The 21,953-nt window shown below is 68.6% G+C and carries 22 protein-coding genes; 10 read left to right on the top strand and 12 right to left on the bottom strand.

What is annotated here, in order from left to right; genetic code table 11:
- Positions 1-15: 15 nt before the first annotated feature.
- From cpaB to QTI51_RS18340, 5 genes are all read right to left on the bottom strand, one after another.
- Positions 16-1,005: a Flp pilus assembly protein CpaB gene (cpaB, locus tag QTI51_RS18360; RefSeq protein WP_116909428.1), complete on the bottom strand. Its 990-nt coding sequence runs from the start codon at positions 1,003-1,005 to the stop codon at positions 16-18.
- A gap of 81 nt (positions 1,006-1,086) precedes the next feature.
- Positions 1,087-1,590: an A24 family peptidase gene (locus tag QTI51_RS18355; protein WP_116909647.1), complete on the bottom strand. Its 504-nt coding sequence runs from the start codon at positions 1,588-1,590 to the stop codon at positions 1,087-1,089.
- 17 nt (positions 1,591-1,607) lie between these two features.
- The gene (locus QTI51_RS18350; protein ID WP_116909427.1) at positions 1,608-1,781 is read right to left on the bottom strand and encodes a Flp family type IVb pilin; all 174 of its coding nucleotides are present in this window, start codon (positions 1,779-1,781) and stop codon (positions 1,608-1,610) included.
- A gap of 435 nt (positions 1,782-2,216) precedes the next feature.
- Positions 2,217-3,776: a L,D-transpeptidase family protein gene (locus QTI51_RS18345; RefSeq protein ID WP_116909426.1), complete on the bottom strand. Its 1,560-nt coding sequence runs from the start codon at positions 3,774-3,776 to the stop codon at positions 2,217-2,219.
- Positions 3,776-4,912 carry a tetratricopeptide repeat protein gene (locus QTI51_RS18340; RefSeq protein WP_116909425.1) on the bottom strand — a complete coding sequence of 379 codons (1,137 nt, stop codon included), beginning with the start codon at positions 4,910-4,912 and terminating at the stop codon, positions 3,776-3,778. Before QTI51_RS18340 ends, QTI51_RS18345 begins: the two co-directional genes overlap by 1 nt.
- Before the next feature lie 130 nt (positions 4,913-5,042).
- Between QTI51_RS18340 and QTI51_RS18335 the strand changes: the two genes are divergently transcribed.
- From QTI51_RS18335 to QTI51_RS18290, 10 genes are all read left to right on the top strand, one after another.
- Entirely contained in the window at positions 5,043-6,005 is a 963-nt protein-coding gene (locus QTI51_RS18335) for a LysR family transcriptional regulator (RefSeq protein WP_116909646.1), read from the top strand.
- Positions 6,006-6,143: 138 nt separating this feature from the next.
- Positions 6,144-6,692, top strand: coding sequence for a cupin domain-containing protein (locus QTI51_RS18330; RefSeq protein ID WP_116909424.1), 549 nt, complete (start codon positions 6,144-6,146; stop codon positions 6,690-6,692).
- Positions 6,693-6,705: 13 nt separating this feature from the next.
- Entirely contained in the window at positions 6,706-7,713 is a 1,008-nt protein-coding gene (locus QTI51_RS18325; protein WP_286516034.1) for a hydroxyquinol 1,2-dioxygenase, read from the top strand.
- Positions 7,714-7,871: 158 nt separating this feature from the next.
- Positions 7,872-9,335 carry an aldehyde dehydrogenase family protein gene (locus tag QTI51_RS18320; protein WP_116909645.1) on the top strand — a complete coding sequence of 488 codons (1,464 nt, stop codon included), beginning with the start codon at positions 7,872-7,874 and terminating at the stop codon, positions 9,333-9,335.
- A gap of 44 nt (positions 9,336-9,379) precedes the next feature.
- Positions 9,380-10,633: an ABC transporter substrate-binding protein gene (locus QTI51_RS18315; RefSeq protein WP_116909422.1), complete on the top strand. Its 1,254-nt coding sequence runs from the start codon at positions 9,380-9,382 to the stop codon at positions 10,631-10,633.
- A gap of 5 nt (positions 10,634-10,638) precedes the next feature.
- Positions 10,639-11,358: an ABC transporter ATP-binding protein gene (locus QTI51_RS18310; protein WP_116909421.1), complete on the top strand. Its 720-nt coding sequence runs from the start codon at positions 10,639-10,641 to the stop codon at positions 11,356-11,358.
- Between the two features lie 160 nt (positions 11,359-11,518).
- The gene (locus QTI51_RS18305) at positions 11,519-12,256 is read left to right on the top strand and encodes an ABC transporter ATP-binding protein (protein ID WP_286516035.1); all 738 of its coding nucleotides are present in this window, start codon (positions 11,519-11,521) and stop codon (positions 12,254-12,256) included.
- A complete protein-coding gene (locus tag QTI51_RS18300; protein ID WP_116909419.1) occupies positions 12,249-13,136 on the top strand; it encodes a branched-chain amino acid ABC transporter permease in 888 nt (295 codons plus the stop codon). Before QTI51_RS18305 ends, QTI51_RS18300 begins: the two co-directional genes overlap by 8 nt.
- Positions 13,137-13,162: 26 nt before the next feature.
- A complete protein-coding gene (locus QTI51_RS18295) occupies positions 13,163-14,179 on the top strand; it encodes a branched-chain amino acid ABC transporter permease (protein WP_286516036.1) in 1,017 nt (338 codons plus the stop codon).
- Positions 14,180-14,371: 192 nt separating this feature from the next.
- Positions 14,372-15,391: a Bug family tripartite tricarboxylate transporter substrate binding protein gene (locus QTI51_RS18290; protein WP_116909418.1), complete on the top strand. Its 1,020-nt coding sequence runs from the start codon at positions 14,372-14,374 to the stop codon at positions 15,389-15,391.
- Positions 15,392-15,457: 66 nt separating this feature from the next.
- Here the strand turns inward: QTI51_RS18290 and QTI51_RS18285 are convergent, their stop codons facing one another.
- From QTI51_RS18285 to QTI51_RS18255, 7 genes are all read right to left on the bottom strand, one after another.
- Entirely contained in the window at positions 15,458-16,564 is a 1,107-nt protein-coding gene (locus QTI51_RS18285) for an ABC transporter substrate-binding protein (protein ID WP_116909417.1), read from the bottom strand.
- 101 nt (positions 16,565-16,665) lie between these two features.
- A complete protein-coding gene (locus tag QTI51_RS18280; RefSeq protein WP_165840320.1) occupies positions 16,666-17,505 on the bottom strand; it encodes an ABC transporter permease in 840 nt (279 codons plus the stop codon).
- Positions 17,506-17,617: 112 nt separating this feature from the next.
- Positions 17,618-18,433 carry an ABC transporter ATP-binding protein gene (locus QTI51_RS18275; RefSeq protein ID WP_116909415.1) on the bottom strand — a complete coding sequence of 272 codons (816 nt, stop codon included), beginning with the start codon at positions 18,431-18,433 and terminating at the stop codon, positions 17,618-17,620.
- Positions 18,430-19,245 (bottom strand): alpha/beta fold hydrolase, encoded by an 816-nt coding sequence (locus QTI51_RS18270; protein WP_286516037.1) that lies wholly within the window; start codon positions 19,243-19,245, stop codon positions 18,430-18,432. The genes QTI51_RS18275 and QTI51_RS18270 overlap by 4 nt, the downstream gene beginning before the upstream one ends.
- Complete coding sequence (locus tag QTI51_RS18265) at positions 19,242-19,712, bottom strand: VOC family protein (protein ID WP_286516038.1); 471 nt, start codon at positions 19,710-19,712, stop codon at positions 19,242-19,244. The genes QTI51_RS18270 and QTI51_RS18265 overlap by 4 nt, the downstream gene beginning before the upstream one ends.
- 4 nt (positions 19,713-19,716) lie before the next feature.
- Positions 19,717-21,336: an FAD-dependent monooxygenase gene (locus tag QTI51_RS18260; protein WP_116909412.1), complete on the bottom strand. Its 1,620-nt coding sequence runs from the start codon at positions 21,334-21,336 to the stop codon at positions 19,717-19,719.
- A 2-nt stretch (positions 21,337-21,338) separates the two neighbouring features.
- Positions 21,339-21,917 (bottom strand): GAF domain-containing protein, encoded by a 579-nt coding sequence (locus QTI51_RS18255; protein WP_132748784.1) that lies wholly within the window; start codon positions 21,915-21,917, stop codon positions 21,339-21,341.
- Positions 21,918-21,953: the final 36 nt, after the last annotated feature.

Below are 21,953 nucleotides of genomic sequence, written 5' to 3'. Positions count from 1 at the left end.
CAGCGTGCGGCGCACTCAGTAATTCATGGTTTCGCTGCGTTCGCCGCGAATGACTTCGACCTGGAGTCCTCCGCGAGGCGAACCGGCGGCACGCGGCGTCGTCGCGACGGGGCGAACTTCTGCGACCTGGGCCCGACCGGTAGGGCCTTTGCCACCCGTGACGAGGTCCGCGGCGGTCAGGCCGGCTTGGGCGCGGTCGAGGCCTTCGAGCGGCGCGCGCTTGGGCTCGCCGGCCTTCGGCGCTGCGGGTTGCAGGGCGGTCGGCAGTTCGGCGAAGAGCTTCGGGTCCGGCTCGGACATGTCCTTCGGGTTGCGCAGCGCCAGCAGCAGCTTGCCGCTGTTGTCGGCGATGCTCAGGCGGTTGACGTCGTCGACCGTCACCGCCAGCACGGCGGTGCGGGCCGGCTCCACGCGCTGTGCCTGCTGCGCAGCGGCCTTGTCGCCGACCTTCGATTGCATGCTGTCCACGGAGACGGTCCCGAAAGCCAGCACCCGCTTGCGAGAGAGCAGCAGCCGCGCCTGGCTGCGGTCCACGTCCTTGCCGTCCGACTTGAGCGTGACGAAGACATCGACGAAATCGCCAGGCTGGATACGGTTGCCGACGCCCATGACTTCGTCGGCCTTGACCGCGACGGCGCGTTCGCCTTCGCCGATGCGAAGGGCAAGCCCCGACACCAGTTGGTTCTCCATCACCGGCGTGCCTTCGGCCAGGTCGAGCACCGGCACGCGGCCTGCCGCGACGTTGGCGTCCTGGAAGGCACCGACGGGGTTGATCGTCAGGCGTTCCACGCGCAGCGCGTCGGCGGGAATCGCCACGCCCGCGGGCAACGGCTTGGCTGCCACCACGACCGGATACACCGGCGCCTGCGACGCCTTGGCGGTCACCGGCGCGGTACTCGCTGCGACGGGCGCGGGCGCCTGGCGGCTCAGCATCCATGCATAGCCGCCCATGGCGATGGCCAGAAGCACCAGGATGGCTGCGAGGATTTTGGTGAGGTTGATCATGGGCGGCGGGCTGAGGGTTGAAGGCAAGCAATCATGGAAATGGAGGAATGAATGGCCTGCGGCGACAGAGGCAGCGGGCCGCTAGCTCTGTCGTCCCCAAGCCATCCAGACCACGGCAGCCAGGGAGAGGTAAGCCGCGTAGGGAATGAAGCGAGCCCGGGTCGGCGTGGTGCCGCCGCTGGCTGCGGATGCGGGGCCCGACAGGATGAGTGCGAGGCGGGGAGCAAGGGGCCAGCGCCGCAGGGCGAGCCAGAGCAGGCTGTGCGCGGCGGCCACGAGGCTGGCGACGATCCAGATCTGTGCCAGCGCGGAAAGGCCGACCCAAAGTCCGAGGACAGCTGCGAACTTCACGTCGCCTGCCCCCATGAGACGGATGACATAGAAAAACAGCAGGAAGGCGAAGCCGGCACCTGCGCCCCAGAGGGCAGAACTCCACGTGACACCGAACGGCTGGGCCCCGAAGGCGAGTGCTGCCAGGGCCACAGCGGCGCCGGCGAGCACAAGCCAGTTGGGGACACGGCGTTGTCGGAAGTCATAGACAGCGACCAGTAACAGCCAGAGAAAACACGTCGGTGTCAGCAGCATCGCGAGCAAAAGCGATGTTATTTAGCCTTGGCAACTTCAGTTGAAATGGTCGTGAAGATCGTATTGAGGTCGGTGCCGAGCGTGCTCAAAATAGTCACGATTGCGACCGAAACGAGCCCCGCAATAATTCCATATTCAATTGCAGTCGCACCTTCTTCATCGCGCAAAAAACGAGTAATAGAGCTGAGCATGATTTCCCCTTTAGGAAGTGTTAACAAAGGCTAGCGAGGTGAATGTTATCCCGAGTAACTCTGTGTATCAACAACAGTTACCCCTAAGTCGCCAGCACTCGTCGTGCTACGGGGAAGGAGAAGCAGGATGGCTGCCAGCCTCTCGCCAAGTGGTACCAGGCAATACCTGATCGGCTGGTCGTCGGCTCGGAAAGTCATTCTTCCCTCTGTAGGCAGCGTCCCACCTCCCATGAAGATGGGAGGGCGTGTTACGTCACACGGAACGTCCAAAAGGGGCGCGTTACGGGGACAAACGCGTTACGTGTTACGTAGCACGAGGCCACAAAGGGCCAGATGTAACAGCGCAGAAAGCCAAAAATCGTGAGCAAAAAGTCACGAATCAGAGGGGTGCCCCCGGTGGTCGCAGGGGTTCAGAAGGGGGGAATCAGCCGGGCGTCAGCCCAGGATCTCTTCGTGGAACAGTTTCCACTCGCTGCCTTGGCGCAGCCAATACTGGCGCCGTGAGCGCCCGCTGCGGTCGCCTTCGAATACCTCGCCGAAGGTAACCACCATGGTGTCGTCGCCGTCGCGCCAGTGCAGGTACGACAGGTCCTTGAGTTGCACGCGCTTGCCCTGCGCGTATTTCACTTCGTCGTCGACGGCCGCAATTCCCTCGGTCGCCTTCTTGCTGCTGCGCTGGAATTCGGGCAAATAGAATTTCTTCAATTGCGCTTCATTGCCGGCGGCACGGGCTTCTTTCCAGCCATTGATTGCGCTGGTAATTGACTGGCTTTCTTTTTCAGCCTGCGGCGGGGTGATCCATTGCAGGCTGCGCGCGGTCACCACCGGGGTTGCACCGATTTGCACCTTGCGCAAAAGCTGCTTGAGGTCGGGGTTGGCCATGACCACGCAACCGTCGCTGGCCAGCGGCGCGCGCGCGAACTGCTGGGGCGGGGTGCCGTGCAGCCAGATGCCGCCGCCGGTGCGCCCGCGCCGCACGTCGTATGGGTTGGGGTAGTTGATGGGCAGGGCGCCGGCGCCGTAGAAGTCCTTGAGCGACTTGGGGTCCAGGCTGCTGGTGATGTAGTACACGCCCAGCGGGGTGCGCGCGTCGCCCTCGGCGAGCTTGTCGGTGCCCGACTTGCCCACGGAAATGTAGTAGTCGGCCGTGAGCTTCAGGCCCTTGTCGGTGTTCTCGAACAGGTACAGCCGCGAGCGCGAGGCATCGACCGCGATGGCGTAGCGGCTGCGCGTGGACAGCGCCAAAAACTGCGAAGGCACGGTGTTCGGCGGCGGCCGGTCGCGCAGGGCCTGCAGGCGGCGCCTGGACTCTTCGTGCAGGTCGCTCATGGCGGGGTTGCCGCGCATTTTTGCGATGCTGGCGGTGTCCGGCAGGGCGTTGGTCGGCGGCACCTGGGCCGCGAGCAGGTCGCCGTAGACAAGCTGCGCAAGCTGGAAATTCGGGTAGTCGCGCACGAGGTCACGCGCCTTGGCCAGCGCGGGGCGGGCCTGGCCGCGGCCGAACATCTCGTACACGGCAATCAGCCGGGCCTCGGCGTTGCCGGCTTCCTGGATCGGGGCGGCGGCGGCGCGGCGCGTGGGCCTCGCAGATGCAGCGGCCGTGGCGGCCGTAGCTGCGACCGCGCGACTGTCGGCGGCCAGGGCGTTCTTCTTGCCACGGGCCGCTTGCTGGGACTGCGCCTGGGCCTGCTGGGCTTGCTGGGCCTTCGCGCCCCTGGCTTCCTTCGCGGAAGCCCGCGCGCCGGCAGCGGAGCGACCGGCGCCCGCGCCTGCGGACCTGGCCGCCTTGCCGCTGTTCTTTTCGGCGCCCTTGCCGCTGCCGCTCTTCGCGCTCGATGCCTTGCTGCCGGCCGCCTTGGCGCCGTTCGACGCCAGCGCCGCGCCGGGGGCCGCGAACATCAGCAGCGACGCTGTCACCAGCGCCGCAAGAAGGCGCCCGCTGCGCGGACGGAACGGGGGATTCTGAAGCCGGCCGCGCCGGACGATGTCTGTCACTAGCCGCCGACGCTTTCCTTGCGAATGTGCCAATGGTTGCCGGCGCGCTGCATCTCGAGCGTCTTGCGGCTCGACACGTTGAGGTTGTCGGCGCGGTAGATCTGCCTGAACTTGGCGGTGGCCGACTGTCCGTCGACCTTGATGACGAGGTTCTCGATGTTCACGCTGATGCTGGTCTTGCCGACGATGCGCGCGCGGCGGTCTTCTTCCCAGCCCTTGCGGCTCTGGCCACCGGCGGGGGCGAAGTCGGCGCCGTAGGCGGCCAGGTAGCGGTCCATGTCCTGGCCGGCCCAGGCCGCGGCCCAGGCGCGCACGGCCGATTCGACCTCGGCGTTCGACGCGGTGCTGGCGGCCGCTGCAGGAGCAGGAGCAGGTGCCGGCGCGGCTTCGGGTGCCTTGGGCGCGGCGGCGACCGGCGCGGGGGCGGCCGCGACCTTGGCCGGCGGCGGCGCGGCAGGTGCGGGTGCAGGGGCCGGGGTTGGGGCTGCGGCAGGCGCGGGCGCCGCCTTGGCCACCGGAGCCGGGGCAGGTGCGGGTGCAGGCGAAGGCGCGGCCGAGGCGACCAGCGCCGTCGGCTTGCCGCCCAGCGGCGTGGGCGTGAACAGCGTGCGGATCACGGCCAGCTTGGGCTGCACGGCGGTGTTGTTCTGGTCGAGTTGCAGCGCCTTGCTGTAGGCCTGGCTGGCCAGCCGTGCATACACGTCGCCGAGGTTTTCCTGGGCGGTGGCGTAGCTGGGGTTGGTGCGAATGGCGGCTTCGAGCGCGCCGCGCGCCTTGTCGAACTGGTTCTGGCTCGCGTAGATCACCGCGAGGTTGTTGTACGGCTCGGGCAGCTCGGGCGCGTCCTGCGTGAGCTGCGTGAAGGCGGCGATGGCCTCGGCGCGCTTGCCGGTGTCCAGCTGGATCACGGCCTTCAGGAAGCGCATCTGCGGGTCGCGCGGCTTGTCTTTCAGGAAGGCGTCGGCGCGGGTCATGGCCTCGTCGAGCTTGCCGGCCTGCATGAGCTTGTCGACGTCTTCATGCTCGACCGCCGCCAGGGCGGACGCCGACATGCCGCAGGCCGCAACGGCCAGCAGGAGGGCACGCACGGTGGGGGAGAAGCTGAAACGGGCGCGCGGCGTGTGGCTCTTGGGCATTGCGGACGAGACCTTGTGAGGGGTGGGAGATGCGGCAAGGATTGTAAGTGGGGCAGTTAACCTTCAGACACAGGGGATGACAGCACCTGCGGCGTGCCCGCAACGCGCGCCCCCGCAGTACAGTGCCGCCGTGGACCGCCTCCAAAGCATTGAAACTTTTGTTCGTGTCGCGCAGACCCAGAGCTTCGCGGAAGCGGCACGCCAGCTGCGCGTGGCCAACTCGGTGGTCACCACGCGGGTCAAGCAGCTCGAAGAGTTCCTGGGCGCCCCGCTGTTCCACCGCAGCACGCGCGTGGTCCGGCTCAGCGACATGGGCCAGGCCTTTCTGCGCGACTGCACCGAGCTCGTGGGCCGGGCCAACGACATCGTCGACCAGATGCGCGACGCCCGCGGCACGCCCTCGGGCACCCTGCGCGTGCACGCATTGACGGGCATGGTGCTGGGCCGCTTCGCGTCGCTGCTGCGCGAGTTCCAGACCACCTACCCCGACATCCACCTCGAGCTGATCGTGAGCGACGCGGTGGCCGACCCGGTGAAGGCCGGCGTCGACTGCGCGCTGCAGATTTTCCCGGCCGCCTCGCAGGAGCTGGTGGCGCGCCCGCTGTTTCCGGTGCGGCGCGTGCTGTGCGCCACGCCGGCCTACCTGGAAGCCCACGGCACGCCCGCCTCGCCGCGCGAGCTGCACCGCCACAAGCTGGGCCTGTACTCGGGCTATCCCACGCGCGACCGCTGGACCTTTCACCACCAGGGCGAGCAGACCACCATCTACCTGGCCGCCGCGCTGCTGACCAACAGCGTGCACCTGCTGCGCGAATACGCGCTGGAGCACGCGGGCATCGTGTGCCTGCCCACGCTGGTGGCGGGCGACGCCATTGCCCGCGGCGAGCTGCGCGTGGTGCTGCCGGAGCACCAGCTGTCGTCGTTCTCGCTGAGCGCGGTGTACGCGGGCACCTCGCGCAACGCGCTGAAGCTGCGGCTTTTCATCGAGCACATCGCCACGCGCTTCACGCGGGTGCCGCCATGGGACGCGACGCTGATCGAGCGCGGAATGATCCCGGCCGAGCTCATCGAGTTCAGCCGCTCCTCCGGCTAGGCGCTTACCGCCGAAACAGGGGTAAACCCGGCCGATTATTCGCATACGCCGAACAATCCTCTTCCAAACTGGTCCCTACCGGTCGTGCCGCATGGCTCCTAGAGTTCGCTCATTCGAGAACGCAAGGAGACAAAGCCCATGACAGCCGCCACCGCCAGCACCAGCGCCACCACCAACACCACCACCGCGTACAGCACCCGCTTCGGGTCGCTCAAGCACTTCGACAAAGGCCACGTCGAACCCATCGACGACGACGTGCGCCACTATGCGTTTTCGAACTGCTTCGAGATCGCCAGCCTCAGCAAGCCCTACGAGAAGGTCGTGTTCGGCCAGAACCAGATCTACGTGCTCGAAACGCTGCGCGCCGAAGGCACCTCCCCCTGGTACACCTGCGCGCACGACGAGTTCGCGCTGGTGATGGACGGCGACGTCGAGGTGCACCTGGTGCAGCTCGACGCCGCGCAGGCCGTGGCCGACAAGGAGAAGAACGGCGCCGTGCTCGTGCAGGGCGAGCCGCAGGGCAAGAAGATGGGCTGGATGAAGCTCTCGCGCGGCCACCAGGGCCTGCTGCCGAAGGGCACCGCCTACCAGTTTCGCAATGCCGGCGAGCCGGGCGTGATCGTGCTGCAGAGCTGCAAGGGCGATCTCTCGGTCGAGAAGTGGGCCGACATCTGCCAATCGCATTGAGAGGAACCGCACCATGAACGCACCCGCAGAACTCGCCCGCGTGACCGCGTCGCAGCCCGACGCCACCCTCGGCTACAAGGATTTTTCGCTCGGCAGCTTCAGCTTTCGCCGCGACGAATACTTCGTGCACATCGGCTGGAAGACCCGCGACGGCCGCCCCATGAGCCACACCATGGACGCCGGCAGCTACCTGCGCGCACTGATGCGCGACGTGGCCTGGGGCTTCTTCTACGGCTGGGTCAACTTCGACGACGTGTTCGGCACGGTCAACCACTACGAATCGGTCGACCTGTACGCCGGCAGCTTCAACGGCACCATGAAGGACGCGGGCATCGACCTGCTCGAGAACTTTCCGACCGCGCAGATCCGCGCCACCTTCGAGGCCATGCTCGACGACTGGACCAACGAGAGCTTCGACCCCTTCGCCGCGCCGCAGGAAACCGGCTCGCCCTACGGCCGCAAGAAGGGCAACAACACCGCCAAGATCACCCGGGCGCGCGAGCTGGCCAAGCGCTGCGTGGGCCTGAAGGGCGACCTCGACCTGCGCAGCGACGAGCGCGGCGCCCCGGTGAACCGCGCCTTCGCCGACGTGCCGCAGGGCCAGCCCGAGCTGCATCCCGAGCCCGGCTTCGAGAACGAGGTGCACGCCTTCAACCTCTTCGGCTTCCTGAGCCGTTCGCAGGTCACGTGGAACCCCAGCTTCACCTCGGTGGTGAAGCACAGCTACATGTGCCCGACGACCGAGGAGCACATCCTGCCGATCATCCACGGCAACGACCGCGTGGAATGGTTCTTCCAGATGACCGACGAGATCCACTGGGACTGCGGCGACAAGAACACCGGCCGGCCAATGGCGCGCGTGATCATGAAGGCGGGCGACATGGCCGCCATGCCCGCCTACTGCCGCCACCAGGGGTTCAGCCCGAAGCGCTCGATGCTGCTGGTGTGGGAGAACGGCTCGCCGAGCCTGGTGTACGAGATACAGAAGGGCGAGTCGCCCGAGATTCCGGTCGAGTTCTGAATGGCTCCCTCTCCCGCGCGCGGGAGAGGGCTGGGGTGAGGGTCGCCGCCGCGCCCTGAACGCCCCCTCACCCCAACCCTCTCCCCAAGGGGCGAGGGAGGAATGCAAAAAACATGACGCCCAATGACATTGCCGATGCGGCGGGCCTGCGCACGCCCATCCGCCACCAGCTCTTCATCGACGGCCGCTTCGTCGACGCCGAATCCGGCGAGACCCTGGCCACGCTGAACCCGCACGACAACACGCCCATCGCCCACGTCGCGCTGGCCGGCAAGGCCGACGTCGACAAGGCCGTGGCCGCCGCGAAGCGCGCATTCCCCGCCTGGCGCCGCATGGCGGCCGCCGACCGCGGCCGCATCCTGCTGAAGCTCGCCGACCTCATCGAGGCCAACGCCGAAGAGCTCGCCCGCCTCGAATCGCTGGACACCGGCCATCCCATCCGCGACTCGCGCCGGCTCGACGTGCCGCGCACCGCCGCGTGCTTTCGCTACTTCGGCGGCATGGCCGACAAGTTCCAGGGCGAGACCATTCCGGTGGAAGAGGGCTTCCTGAACTACACGCTGCGCGAGCCGGTGGGTATCGTCGGGCAGGTGGTGCCGTGGAACTTTCCGCTGATGTTCACCAGCTGGAAGATGGCGCCCGCGCTCGCGGCCGGCAACTGCATCGTGATGAAGCCGGCCGAGATCACGCCGCTCAGTTCGCTGCGCATCGCCGAGCTGATGGCCGAGGCGGGCCTGCCGCCCGGCGTGGTCAACATGCTGCCGGGCCTGGGCAGCGTGGCGGGGCAGTACATCGCCGAGCACCCGGAGATTTCGAAGATCGCCTTCACCGGCAGCACCGCCACCGGCCGGCGCATCGTGCAGGCCAGCGCGGGCAACCTGAAGAAGGTGCAGCTCGAGCTTGGCGGCAAGGGGCCCAACATCGTCTTCGAAGACGCCAACCTGCAGGCCGCCGTGAACGGCAGCGCGTGGGCCATCTTCCACAACCAGGGGCAGGCCTGCATCGCGGGCTCGCGGCTGATGCTGCACGAGAAGATCGCCGATGCGTTCCTCGACCAGTTCATTCCGCTCGCCAAGTCCATTCGCCTGGGCAACCCGCTCGACGACGCGACGGAGATGGGCCCGCTCACCAGCGCGCAGCACCGCGAGCGCGTGCTCGGCTACGTGGAGGTGGCGCAAGGCGAGGGCGGCGAACTGCTCGCCGGCGGCAAGTCGCCGGGCGGCAATCTTGCCGCCGGCTGCTACGTCGAGCCCACCGTGATGCGCGCCAGGTCGTACAAGGACCGCGTGGCGCAGGAAGAGGTGTTCGGCCCCTTCGTCACCGTGCTCACCTTCAAGAATGACGAAGAGGCGATGCAGATCGCCAACGGCACCGACTACGGCCTGGGCAGCGGCCTGTGGACCGGCAACCTGCAGCGCGCCCACAAGGTCGCGCGCGACCTGCACGCCGGCATGGTGTGGATCAACAGCTACAAGCGCGTGAACCCCGGCTCGCCCTTCGGCGGCGTCGGCCAGAGCGGCTACGGCCGCGAGATGGGGTTCGACGCGATGCGCGAGTACACGCAGGTGAAGAGCGTGTGGGTGAACGTCGACGCGCAGATACCGCCGCACTTCGCGCGCTGACCCCGGACCGGGCGGCTTCCAGAACACAAGAGACGGAGACAACCATGACATTCAATCGCAGGCAGTTCACGCAGGCCACCGCCGCGATCGTGGCCTCGGGCGCGGCACCCCTGGTGTTCGCGGCCGACACGCTGAAGATCGGCTACGTGTCGCCGCAGACCGGCCCGCTCGCGCCCTTCGGCGAGGCCGACAAATGGGTCATCGAGCAGATGAAGGCCGCCTTCAAGGACGGCATCGCCGTCGGTGGCAGGAAGTACGCGGTGCAGATCGTGCTGAAGGACAGCCAGTCGAACCCCAACCGCGCGGGCGAGGTGGCGAACGACCTCATCCTGAAGGAGAAGGTCGCGCTGGTGCTCACCGCCGGCACGCCCGAGACGGCCAACCCGGTGAGCGACGCGTGCGAGCTCAACGAGGTGCCCTGCGTGTCCAGCGTGGTGCCGTGGCAGCCGTGGTTCTTCGGGCGCAAGGGCGATCCGGCCAAGGGCTTCAACTGGACGTACCACATGTTCTGGGGGCTGGAAGACGTCATTGCCAGCTACACCAACGGCTGGAAGACGCTGGCCACCAACAAGAAGGTGGGCGGCCTGTTTCCGAACGACGGCGACGGCAACGCGTGGGGCGACAAGGAGCTGGGCTTTCCCAAGCCGCTCGCGGCCATGGGCTTCACGCTGACCGACCCGGGCCGCTTCCAGAACGGCACGCAGGACTTCAGCGCGCAGATCGCGGCGTTCAAGGGCGCGGGCGTGGAGATCGTCACCGGCGTGGTGATTCCGCCCGACGCCAAGACCTTCCTCACGCAGGCGCGGCAGCAGGGCTTCAAGCCCAAGGTCATCACGCTGGGCAAGGCGCTGCTGTTCCCCGGCGCGATCGAGGCGCTGGGCGACCTGGGCGACGGCCTGTCGACGGAGGTGTGGTGGAGCCCGTCGCACCCGTTCACCTCGAGCCTCACGCAGCAAAGCGCGAAGGCGCTGGCCGAGGCCTACGAGGCCGGCGCGAAGAAGCAGTGGACGCAGCCCATCGGCTTTGCGCATGCGCTGTTCGAGGTGGCGGCGAACGCGCTGGGGCGCGCGAAGTCGCTCAAGGCCGGCGACGTGCGCGACGCGGTGGCGTCGACGTCGATCAACTCCGTCGTCGGCCCGGTGAAGTGGGGCGGGCAGGGGCCGTTCAAGAACGTGAGCAAGACGCCGCTGGTGCTCGGGCAGTGGGGCAAGGGCAAGAAGTACAAGGTGGAGCTGACCATCGTCAACAACGAGTCGGCCACCAGCATTCCCACCGGCGGCACGCTGCGGCTGCTCTGACCGACATGGCGCTGCTGGCATTGCATGGCGTGAGCAAGTCGTACGGCGCGCTCAAGGTCACCGACGGCATCACGCTGTCGGTAAGCGAGGGCGAGACGCTGGGCATCCTCGGGCCGAACGGGGCGGGGAAGACGACGCTGTTCAACCTGATCTCGGGCGACGTGCGCGTGGATGCCGGGCGCGTCGAGTACGCGGGGCGCGACGTGACCCGGCTCAAGCCGCACCAGCGCTGCCATGCGGGCATCGGCCGCAGCTACCAGGTGCCGCAGCCCTTCGGCAACATGAGCGTGTTCGAGAACCTGGTGACCGCCGCGTGTTTCGGCGGGCAGCAGACCGAGCGCGAGGCCTGGCAGACGGCGCACGAGGTGCTGTCGCAGACGGGGCTGATGGCGCACGCGAACAAGCCGGCCGGCGGCCTCACGCTGCTGGACCGCAAGCGGCTGGAGCTGGCGCGCGCGCTGGCGACGCGGCCGCAGCTGCTGCTGCTCGACGAGATCGCGGGCGGGTTGACGGAGCCCGAAGCGGCTGTGCTGGTGGCGGAGCTGAAACGCATCAAGTCGCGCGGCGTGACCATGATCTGGATCGAGCATGTGGTGCATGCGCTGCTGTCGCTGGCGGACCGGTTGTTCGTCATCAACTTCGGGCAGAAGCTGGCGGAAGGGGAGCCGCGGGCGGTGATGAACGATGCGGAGGTGAGGCGGGTGTACATGGGGATGGAGGCATGAGCGCGGACCATCGGATTTGTCCCCTCTCCCGCTTGCGGGAGAGGGTCAGGGTGAGGGCTGCGGCGGTCGAGTCGTCGTGTGTCTCGCCATCGCCGTCGACCCTCACCCCAGCCCTCTCCCGCAAGCGGGAGAGGGGGCAAGGCCAGGGAGCGCAACAACCATGACCACCCTGCTCCAAACCCACGCCCTCCAGGCCTTCTACGGCGACGCCCAGGCCCTGTTCGGCATCGACTTCTCGCTCTCCTCCGGCGAGCTCGTCGCCATCATCGGCGCCAACGGCGCGGGCAAGTCCACTTTCCTCAAGAGCCTCACCGGCCTCGTGCGCGCCCCGCGCGAAGCGATCCGTTTCAAGGGCGAGCCCATCGGCGGCCTGCCGCCCGGCGACATCGTGCGCCGCGGCCTCGCCATGGTGCCCGAGGGCCGGCGCCTGTTCCCCAGCCTCAGCGTGGAAGAGAACCTGCGCATGGGCGCCACCGCGCAGCGCAAGGGCCCGTGGAACCTGCAGCGCCTGTACGCGCTGTTTCCCATCCTGGCCGAGAAGCGCCACCAGCCAGCCACCTCGCTGTCCGGCGGCCAGCAGCAGATGGTCGCGCTCGGCCGCGCGCTCATGAGCAACCCCGAGGTGCTGCTGTGCGACGAGCTCTCGCTCGGCCTCGCGCCCATCGTCATCCGCGAGATCTACGCGGCCATGCCCACCATCACCGGCGAGGGCATGACGGTGGTCATCGTCGAGCAGGACGTGACCATGGCGCGCCAGGTGTCGCAGCGCATCTACTGCCTGCAGGAAGGCCGCGTGTCGCTCGAAGGCCGGTCCGCCGACCTCACGCGCGAGCAGATCTCGCAGGCCTATTTCGGCATGGGCACCGGCATTGCCCCGCAGGAGCACGCCCATGCTTGAAACCCTCGTGCAAGGCGTGCTGCTCGGCGGCCTCTACACGCTGTTCGCGCTCGGCCAGTCGCTGATGTTCGGCGTCATGCGCCTGACCAACACGGCGCAGGGCGACTTCATCATCCTCGGCGCGTTCGCGGTCATCGCGGGGGTGTCGCTGGGGGGCGACGTGGCGCCCTGGCTGGTGGCGCTCGCGGTGCTGCCGGTGGCCTTCGGTTTCGGCTACGCGCTGCAGCGCTTCGTGCTCAACGGCACGCTGGGCAAAGACCCGCTGCCCTCGCTGGTGGTCACCTTCGGCCTGTCGATCGTCATCCAGAACCTGCTGCTGGAGCTGTTCTCGGCGGACCCGCGCGCCATCGAGACCGGCGGGCTCAGCACGCAGGGCGTGGCGCTGGGTGGTGCGATAGGTAGTGCGGTTGGTGGTGCGATGTCGGTCGGCGTGCTGCCGCTCATCGTGCTCGCCGTCGCGGTCGTGGCGACCGGCGCGCTGCAGTGGCTGTTCGCGCGCACGGCGCTGGGCCGGTCGTTTCGCGCGGTGTCCGACGACCGCGAAATCGCCGAGCTCATGGGGCTGAACGCGAAGAAGGTCTACGCCTTCGCGACGGCCATCGCCTTCGTGCTGATCGCCATCGCGGGCGCGCTGCAGGGCATGCGCACCACCGTGTCGCCGTCGGACGGCCCGCTGCTGCTGCTCTTCGCGTTCGAGGCCGTGATCATCGGCGGCATGGGCTCCTTCTGGGGCACGCTGGCCGGCGCGATGATCCTGGGTGTCACGCAGCAGGTGGGCTTCAGGCTGGACCCGGGCTGGGGCATCTGGGCCGGGCACATCGTGTTCCTGGTGGTGCTGGTGCTGCGCCCGCAAGGCCTCTTTCCCAAGACCCGCGGCTGACCGCGCGGATGAACGAGATGACGAACATGCCGCCTTCCCTCACCACCCTCATCGCGGTGCAGCGCGCCACCGCCGCGAGCCGCGCCGCGCTGTGCGTCGGCATCGCCCTCGTGCTCATCGCGGCCAGCCTGCCCTTCTGGGGCGAGTCGAGCTGGATGCGCGAGTTCGTCGAGATTGCCTGCTACTTCATCTTCGCGATGATGTGGAACCTGCTCGCCGGCTACGGCGGCATGGTCAGCATCGGGCAGCAGGCCTTCTTCGGCTTCGGCGGCTACGTGATGCTGATGCTGGGCAACTTCGCGGGCCTCAACCCCTTCGTGGCGATACCGCTGGGCGCGCTGGCCGCGGGGCTCGTGGCCATTCCGGTGTCGTTCGTGGCCTTTCGCCTGTCGGGCGGCTACTTCGCCATCGGCACCTGGGTGATCGCCGAGGTGTTCCGCCTGAGCTTCGCCAACGTGTCGGCGGTGGGCGGCGGCTCGGGCACCACGCTCACGGCGCTGCGCGGCATCGAGAAGGCCACGCGCGAAAACACCACCTACTGGATGGCGCTGGCCTGCGTGGTGGCGGCCATCGCGCTGGTGTACCTGTTCCTGCGCAGCAAGCGCGGGCTGGCGCTGCTGGCCATTCGCGACAACGAGGTGGCGGCCGAGTCGCAGGGCATTCCGGTGGCGCGCATGAAGCTCGCGGTGTACGTGGTCGCGGCCTTCGGCGCGGGGCTGGCGGGGGCGCTGTATTTCGTGGGCAACCTGCGCATCAGCCCCGACGCGGCCTTCAGCGTCAACTGGACGGCCTTCGCCATCTTCATGGTGGTCATCGGCGGCATCGGGCGCATCGAAGGGCCGCTGGTGGGCGCGCTCATCTTCTGGGCGCTCAACAAGTTCCTGAGCGACTACGGCACGTGGTACCTGCTCGGGCTGGGGCTGCTCGCCATCGTGGTGACGCTGTTCTTCAAGCAGGGCCTGTGGGGCTATGCGCAACAGCGCTGGGGCTGGTCGCTGTTTCCCACGCAGCGCAAGCTGTTGCGTGCGCCCCTCGGGCAGTGAATTCAAACGTATTCGTCAACGTGTAAAACCCCCGCGCGGCGCCCCGTCCGACTTGCGCAACACATGCTCCTCCTGTAACGTGTTGTAAGTTGCGGCGTCAGCCCGCGTTCAGCCGGCATGCCCCTTTCCTCGATGCGTTTCCCTGATTCGCTTCCTGGTCTGTTCCCCGGTTCTTCACTCTCTGGAGTCATCTTGACGATCACCAAACGCCGCTTGCTCGAAGGCGGCGCGGCAGCCGTTGCCGCCTCGCTGCTGTCGCAGGCTTCGTGGGCCCAGCGCGCCACCTCTTCTTCAGCCTCCGCCGCCGACATCGCCTGGCCAACCAAGCCGGTGCACATCCTCGTGGGCTTTCCCGCCGGCGCCTCGCCCGACCTCGCCACCCGCGCCATCGCCGAACCCCTGTCGAAGCTGCTGCGCCAGCCGGTGGTGGTCGAGAACAAGCCCGGCGCCAGCGGCAACACCGTGGCCGACCTGGTGGCCAAGTCGACGGACGAGCACACCATCGGCGCGCTCATCAACGGCAACCTCACCATTGCCAAGCTGCTGAACCCCAAGCTGCCCTTCGACCCCGAGAAAGACTTCGCGCCGGTCGGCCTCATCGGCACCGCGCCGCTGGTGCTGGCGGTGTCGGGCAACGCCGAAGGCAAGACCGCGGCCGAGCAACTGCTGTGGGTGCGCAACCTCGGCAGCGCCGGCAAGTACGGCACGCCGGGCGTGGGCACGGTGGGCCACCTGGGCATGGAGCTCATCAAGAGCCGCGCGGCCATCACCGCGCAGCACAAGCCCTACACGGGCAACCCGCAGGTCATCGCGGGCCTGCTGGCCAACGAGGTCCAGCTGGCGCTGCTGCCGCCGGGGCTGGCGCTGCCGCACATCAAGTCGGGCAAGCTCAAGGCCATCGGCGTCACTTCGCCCGAGCGCAGCGCGCTGGCGCAAGAGCTGCCCACCATCCGCGACGCCGACGTGCGCGGCGCCGACCTGGAGATCTGGACCGCGCTGGCCGCCCCCGCCAGCATGAAGCCCGCGGCCGTCGCCAAGCTCAACGCCGCGCTGGTCGAGGTGATCAGCTCGCCCGACGTAAGCCAGGCCCTGCTGAAGACCGGCTGGCAGGCGCAGCCCGGTTCGCCCGACACGCTGGCCAAGCGCATGCGCGCGGACACCACGCGCCTGGGCGGCGTGATCATCATGAAGGGCATCCACTCGGAGGCCTGACCCCACCGGCCGGCTTTCGCGCCCGGCTTTCGCGGCCGGTCGTCTCGCCAAGGCGTTGCCAAGCTGCTACGCCTTGAACCCCTTCGCCATGTCCACCACCGCCTGCTTGTCGAAGGCGTTGATCTCGTCGATCAGCTCGTTGGTGAACAGGCGGTTGGCGTCGCCCAGCTCCTCGGCCAGCTTGGGGTTCTTGCTGCTGTCGGCGGCCATGGCGATGTTGGCGGTCCATTCGGCGAGCGACGACGCGCCCATGCGCTGGTCCGGGTCTTCGGGGCGGCGCATCCAGCTGTTCTTGCGGTCTTTCATGATGAAGGCCAGCTCCTTGCGCGCCTCGTCGTCGCTGCGGCCCTTGGGCCGGCTCTCGGGGTACACCGCCCAGTGCAGGTCGATGCCCGCGTCGATGTTCGCGTTCGAGAAGATCGTCGACTTGGCGATGCCCCTGAACAACGCCACCAGCGCCGCGCGGTCCTTCTTGACCGACTCGCGCGGCACGCAGATCCAGCCCGAGCCCAGCTGCGCGAACTTCGGCGTGAGCGGCACGTAGCGCAGCCGGGTGCCCACCAGCTCGATGCGCGCGGCCGCGGTGTCGAAGGCCACCATGGCGTCGACCCGGTCGTTGTCGATGGCCGCGCCCGCCGGCGCGCCGTCGCCGATGGCGATGTACTCGCACCTGTCGTCCTTCAGGCCCAGTTCGGAGAGCATGGCGCGCGTCACCGAGATGCCCGTGTCGCCCAGGCTGCGCACGCCGATGCGCTTGCCCGCCAGGTCCGCCGCGGTGCGGATGCCGCTCGCGGGCTTCACCACGATCACGTTGGCATTGCGCGGCAGCCACTTGTAGACGCTCACCAGGTCCAGCGTCGGGTCCTTGGCCATGGCGGGCAGCAGGATGCCCGGCACGGCCGGCCCGAAGTCCACATGGCCCGCGCGCAGGCTCTGCATGGCCTGCGTCATGCTGGACATGTTCACGTACTCGATGTCCACCCCGCCGGGCTTGTAGAAGTTCAGCTTCGGGTGCTGGCCCGCGGTGGTGAAGCACTGCTGCGGGTCGTTCACCGCGGCAGTGTTGGCCACCTTCATCACGCGCAGCTGCTGCGCCAGCGCGGGCAGCGCGCCGGTCAGGCCCGCCAGGCCGAGGGCACCCACGCCCAGGCCGAAATCACGTCGTCTCCACATGGCTCACTCCTCAACAACAGGAACAGGAAGGAAAGGAACGCGCGGCTGCAACACCCGCCGCGCGAGGGCGAATCGAATGAAGGTCGGCTTGCCGCTTCGGCTCAGACGCTCACGGTGCGCTGCGAGCTGTCCGCCGGCATCCAGTGCAGCGCGCGCTGCTGCAGCTTGCGCAGCAGGGCCGACAGCGCAATGCCGATCACCGACAGCACGATGCACACCGCGAAGCTGCCGCCGCTGTCGGCCTGCGCCTCCATCTGCAGGATGAGCACGCCCAGCCCGGCCTGCGCGCCGACGAATTCGCCCACCACCGCGCCCACCACGCTGAAGGCCGCGGCCATGTTCAGCCCCGCGAAGATGAAGGGCAGGGCGCTCGGGAACTTCGCCTTGCGAAAGATCTGCCAGCGCGTGGCCGACAGCGAGCGCAGCAGGTCGATGCGGTCCGCGTCCACCGCCTTGAAGCCCGCGATGGCCGTGACCAGCACCGGAAAGAAGGTCAGCAGGCAGATGATCACCACCTTCGAGCCGATGCCGAAGCCCAGCCACACCACGATGATGGGCGCCACCGCCACCTTGGGCACGCTCTGCAGCGCGGACACGTAGGGCCCCAGCAGCGCCTCCAGCCGCGGCATCTGCGAGACCACGATGCCGATCGCCAGCCCGATGCCGCTGCCGATGCCGAAGCCCAGCAAGATCTCCGCGAGCGTCACGCCGCCGTGGTACCAGAAGCCGTCCTTCGCCATCGGCGAGGTGGCCAGGCCGCGCCACAGCGCCACCGCCACGTCGCTGAAGGGCGGCACCAGGTGCTTGGGCACGTTGAAGAAGCGCACCGCGCCTTCCCACGCGCCGAGCAGCGCGGCCAGCAGCAGCATCGACTGCACGCGCGTGGACTGCAGGGGGTTGGCGCGCCGCCGGCGCGGCGCGGTCGAGGCATCGGGCGGCAAGCCGGAATGTTCGGCAGGCGCGGGTAAAGAAGACAGGGGAGATCGGGCAGATCGGGAAGATCGGGCAGATCGGGCAGAGGCAAGCATCGCGGTCTTCATGGTCGGGCTCCTGTCAGTCGAACGAAGCGGCATGCGAGAAGCGCTCGCGAATGCTGGCGGTGGCCGAGGCGAACACCGGGTCGGACATCACCGCCATCGTGCGCGGCCGCGGCAGGTCGATGGGCAGCACCCGCTCCAGCGTGCCGGGGCGCGGCGACATCACGAACACCTGGTCGCCGAGGAACACGGCCTCGGGTATGGAGTGCGTGATGAGCACCACCGTCTTGCCGCTTTCCATCCAGATGCGCTGCAGCTCCAGGTTCATGCGCTCGCGCGTCATGGCGTCGAGCGCGCCGAAGGGCTCGTCCATCAGCAGGATCTTGGGGTCGTGCAGCAGCGCCCGCGCGATGGAGGCTCGCTGCTGCATGCCGCCGCTCAGCTGGCGCGGCAGCTTGTGCTCGAAGCCTTCGAGCCGCACCATGTGCAGCAGCTGCATGGCGCGCTCGCGGGCCTTCTTCATGTCCAGCCCCAGCACCTCGGCCGGCAGCATCACGTTCTCGAGAATGGTGCGCCACGGCAGCAGGATGGAGCTCTGGAACACCACGCCGACGTCGCGCCGCGTGCCGTGGATGGGCTGTCCGTCGAGCACCACCTGGCCCACGTCGTAGTCGAGCAGGCCGGCCAGGATGCGCAGCAGCGTGCTCTTGCCGCAGCCGCTGGGCCCGACGATGGTGACGAAGCTGCCCTGGCGGATGGTGCAGGCAATGTCCTTCAGCGCCAGCACGCCTTCGCGCCCCGCGCCGAAGTGCTTCGACAGGCCCTCGATGCGGATGTAGTCCGCGCTCGCGCCCACCGGCGGGGCCGCGCGCAACAGGGTGGTGGTGTTCATGCCTTGGCTCCTTCGCGGTTCGGCAGGCGCTCCAGCGAGCGATTCAGGAAACGGACCAGGTGGTGCGCCACGACCTCGGGCGCCTGCAGCGCCGCCACATGCCCGATGGCCGGCAGCAGCACGGCCTCCGCGCCGTGGATGCGCCCGGCCATGGCCAGCGTGACCGCCGGCGGCACCACGCGGTCGAGCTCGCCCGCCAGCACCAGCGTCGGCGCCACGATGTCGGCCACGCCGTTGTCCAGCGCGGTGGCCACGGTGGCCGCCCGCCGGCGGGAGCGCGCCGACGCGGGCCGCGCATTCGCGAACACGCCGCGCAACTCGGGCCGCTGCCGCAGGTAGGCCTCGGGAAAGAACCAGGTCGCCAGCTCTTCCGCCGTGCCCGGCAGCCCCTGGCGCAGCTCGGCCAGGCGCCCGGCCTCGGGGCACAGCTCTTCGTAGGGGCGCGGCAGCGGCCAGGTGCTGCCCAGCACCAGGTGGTCGACGGCGCGCGGGTGCAGCAGCGCCAGCGCCTGCGCCACCCTGCCGCCGAAAGACGAGCCGAACACATGCGCGCGCTTCAGCCCCAGCGCCTTGATGAACTGGTGCGCGTCGCCCGCCAGGTCCGCCAGCGTGGCCGCGCGCTCGGGCCCTTCGGTGTCGCCGCAATCGCGCTGGTCGTAGGAGATCACGGTGAAGTGCTTCGACAGGTGCGGCACCAGCGCGGCGAACATGCCGAGCGTGGCCTCCGCGCCATGCATCAGCACCAGCGCCGGGCCCTGGCCCTCGCGCTCGAAGGCGATGCGCACGTCGCCGGCCTGCACGAAGTCGGTCATGCCGCACCTCCGGCAGCGTGTTCGTGCTGGCCTTCTTCCGCTTCTTCCGCTTCTTCCGCTTCTTCCGCTTCTTCCGCGAGCCAGAAGGTCATTTCGACCTTCAGCCCGCGCGGGTCGTTCAGGAACAGCTGGTGAATGTCCCAGCCCGGAATCGGCGCCTCGGTGTACGGCACGCCCATGGCGGACAGGTGCGCGCGCATTTCCTCCAGCCCGCGCGAGCGGAACGAGATGTGGTCGATGTGCCCCGTCACCGGTTGCCCCGGCTGACCGGGCGCATCGGGCGTCGCCAGGTGCGCGAACAGGTGCACGATCGGCTGCCCGTTCGCATAGAGCCACGCGCCCGGCGCGGGAATGTCAGGCCGCGCGCCCACCTGCAGGCGCAGCACACGGGTGTAGAAGTCGACCAGCGGCGGCAGCTCCGACGGCGCGCAGCGGATCGTGAAGTGGTGCAGTGCGGTTACAGGCATGGCATCAGTCCAGCAGGCGGGCCAGCACGGCCGACAGTTCGGCGGCCGGGTCGCTCGGCGTCCACGGCATGCGAAAGGCCACGTGGCCGTCGGGCCGCACCAGCACCGCGCCGCGCAGGCCCAGCAGCAGCCCGTCTTTCTCGTGGCTGTCGTCGAGCTGGTGCGCCTGCACCGTGCGGCCGTTCTTTCCTGAGACGGCGCGCGCCGCCTCCATCCACCCGTCGGCCTTCGGCCCCGCCACCAGCACGAACTCGCGGTCGAACCAGTCGAGCGTGGTGTGGCGCCGCGCCAGGTCCAGCCACAGGTGCGGAAAGCGCGCGCCCGGCCGGTCGGTGGGCTCGTACCAGCGCGCGCGCAGCACGTGCCTGCCGGTGCCGTCGGGCACCACCGCGCCGTCTTCGTAGACGAAGCCCAGCGACTGGCCGATGCTGTGGATGTGGTTGTCGCTGTCGCGAATCCAGAAGGCGATGCGCTCCGGGTTGCCCGAGCGCAGCGCCTCGTCGCACTGCACGAAGCGCATCGCGTTGTGCAGGCTGAAGTCGGCGTTCGACTCGGCAATGGGCCGGCGCTCCTGCTCGTAGCTGTCGAGCAGGCGCGCGCCGGCGCGGCCGGTGAGCACGAAGGCCAGCTTCCAGGCGAGGTTGTGCGCGTCCTGGATGCCCGAGTTCATGCCGTAGCCGCCGTTGGGCGGAAAGCGGTGCGCCGAGTCGCCCACCAGCAGCACGCGGCCCTTGCGAAAGCGCGCGGCCACCTGGCGGCTCATGCGCCACACCGAGCGGTTGATGACCTTCACGTCGAGGTTGGGCACGCCCGAGACGGTGCGCGCGAGGTTCACCACCTCGGCGTCGTGGCGCGCGCCGGTGCGCTCGTCCACCTCGCGGCCCACCGGCAGCAGGTTGAGCCAGCGGTCCTTGCCGTTGGTGTTCAGCACGGTGGTGATGGGGTAGGGCGACTCCTTGGCGTACACGCGCCAGCCGGCGCAGGTCTTCACGTCGCGCACGTCGGACAGGTCGGCCTGCCAGAACTCGTTGGCCATCACCGCGATGGTGGCCGGCCCGCGCATCTCGATGTCGGCCTGCCGGCGCACCGCGCTGGTGGCGCCGTCGGCGGCAACCAGGTACTGCGCCTGCCAGGTGAGGGTTTCGCCCGTGTCCAGCTTGCGGGCCACCACCACGATGCCGTCGGCGCTTTCTTCGTACTGCATGAACTCGTGGCCGAACAGGAAGCGGCCTGTGTCGCTCTTGCGGGCGTGGGCCAGCAGCTCGACCTCCACCGTGTCCTGCGACTGGATGATCTTCCAGCACGGCGAGTGGCCCACGTTGGGCTCGGGCGTGGTGCGGCCCCATTCGTGGCCGGCCATCGATTCGCTGAACGCGAAGAAGTCGGAGCCGTCGGGGAGCGCGTGGCGCTTCATGAGTCCGTCGATGCCCCACTGCCTGAAGATTTCCATGGTGCGCGTGTAGGTGCCGCGCGCCTTGGGGTGGTCGGTGGTGGTCGGGCTGCGCTCCAGCAGCACGAAGTCGATGCCGAAGCGCTGCAGCAGGATGGCCATCGACAGCCCCACGGGGCCGCCTCCGACGATCACCACCGGCATGGTTCCGGGTTTTTGCACAGGCGTGGGCATGGTCAGCTCTCCATCGTTGCGTTGAAGTTCGTGTCTGCGAAGCGGTACGCCAGCCCCGGCGCGGCCGGCACCCAGCGCGCCGCGGCCAGCGCCAGCAGCCGGATGCCCAGCAGCTCGTGCGGCTCCCACCGCGGCCGCGTGCCGAACACGTTGAAGGTGGCGTAGCAGGTGTTGCCGTGCAGCAGCGGCACGTTGACGACGCTCTGCAGGCCGTAGGGGCGCATCTGCTCGAAGTCGTCGAAGTGCGGCGCCACCGCCTGCGCGCCTTCGGCCACGAACACGCGGCCCTGGCGAAAGAGGCAGTCGGTCCACGGCGTGAGCGTCTTGCGCTTCACGCCGCCCACCGGGTGGCGCTCGGCCTCCGACGAATAGAAGCGGCGCAGCCGGATCTCGTCGGCCGGGTCGTGCGCGGTCGTCACGTTGCGCTGGATGCTGAAGATGCTCTCGCCCGCCACCAGCCGGCGCATGCGGTCCACCTGGCGCATGGCCTCCTCGGTGCCGCGTGCCTCGGCGAGCGCGTCCAGCAGCGCGTTCGTGAGGTGGGTGGGGGCCATGGGCGGCGGTGCGGTGGCGATGGGCATGAACAAAGTCTAGGCACCGCCATTGCCTGAAGTGCA

The sequence above is a fragment of the Variovorax sp. J22G73 genome (assembly GCF_030317035.1).
In the GTDB taxonomy this organism is placed as follows: domain Bacteria; phylum Pseudomonadota; class Gammaproteobacteria; order Burkholderiales; family Burkholderiaceae_C; genus Variovorax.
The sequence above is the reverse complement of the archived record's forward strand: the minus strand, read 5'-3'. Positions and strand labels throughout refer to the sequence as shown.

Coding starts and splice junctions, on each gene's coding strand:
- cpaB (WP_116909428.1), bottom strand. CDS start 1,005: ATGATCAACCTCACCAAAATCCTCGCAGCCATCCTGGTGCTTCTGGCC.
- QTI51_RS18355 (WP_116909647.1), bottom strand. CDS start 1,590: ATGCTGCTGACACCGACGTGTTTTCTCTGGCTGTTACTGGTCGCTGTC.
- QTI51_RS18350 (WP_116909427.1), bottom strand. CDS start 1,781: ATGCTCAGCTCTATTACTCGTTTTTTGCGCGATGAAGAAGGTGCGACT.
- QTI51_RS18340 (WP_116909425.1), bottom strand. CDS start 4,912: ATGCCCAAGAGCCACACGCCGCGCGCCCGTTTCAGCTTCTCCCCCACC.
- QTI51_RS18330 (WP_116909424.1), top strand. CDS start 6,144: ATGACAGCCGCCACCGCCAGCACCAGCGCCACCACCAACACCACCACC.
- QTI51_RS18325 (WP_286516034.1), top strand. CDS start 6,706: ATGAACGCACCCGCAGAACTCGCCCGCGTGACCGCGTCGCAGCCCGAC.
- QTI51_RS18315 (WP_116909422.1), top strand. CDS start 9,380: ATGACATTCAATCGCAGGCAGTTCACGCAGGCCACCGCCGCGATCGTG.
- QTI51_RS18310 (WP_116909421.1), top strand. CDS start 10,639: ATGGCGCTGCTGGCATTGCATGGCGTGAGCAAGTCGTACGGCGCGCTC.
- QTI51_RS18305 (WP_286516035.1), top strand. CDS start 11,519: ATGACCACCCTGCTCCAAACCCACGCCCTCCAGGCCTTCTACGGCGAC.
- QTI51_RS18300 (WP_116909419.1), top strand. CDS start 12,249: ATGCTTGAAACCCTCGTGCAAGGCGTGCTGCTCGGCGGCCTCTACACG.
- QTI51_RS18295 (WP_286516036.1), top strand. CDS start 13,163: ATGCCGCCTTCCCTCACCACCCTCATCGCGGTGCAGCGCGCCACCGCC.
- QTI51_RS18285 (WP_116909417.1), bottom strand. CDS start 16,564: ATGTGGAGACGACGTGATTTCGGCCTGGGCGTGGGTGCCCTCGGCCTG.
- QTI51_RS18275 (WP_116909415.1), bottom strand. CDS start 18,433: ATGAACACCACCACCCTGTTGCGCGCGGCCCCGCCGGTGGGCGCGAGC.
- QTI51_RS18270 (WP_286516037.1), bottom strand. CDS start 19,245: ATGACCGACTTCGTGCAGGCCGGCGACGTGCGCATCGCCTTCGAGCGC.
- QTI51_RS18265 (WP_286516038.1), bottom strand. CDS start 19,712: ATGCCTGTAACCGCACTGCACCACTTCACGATCCGCTGCGCGCCGTCG.
- QTI51_RS18260 (WP_116909412.1), bottom strand. CDS start 21,336: ATGCCCACGCCTGTGCAAAAACCCGGAACCATGCCGGTGGTGATCGTC.
- QTI51_RS18255 (WP_132748784.1), bottom strand. CDS start 21,917: ATGCCCATCGCCACCGCACCGCCGCCCATGGCCCCCACCCACCTCACG.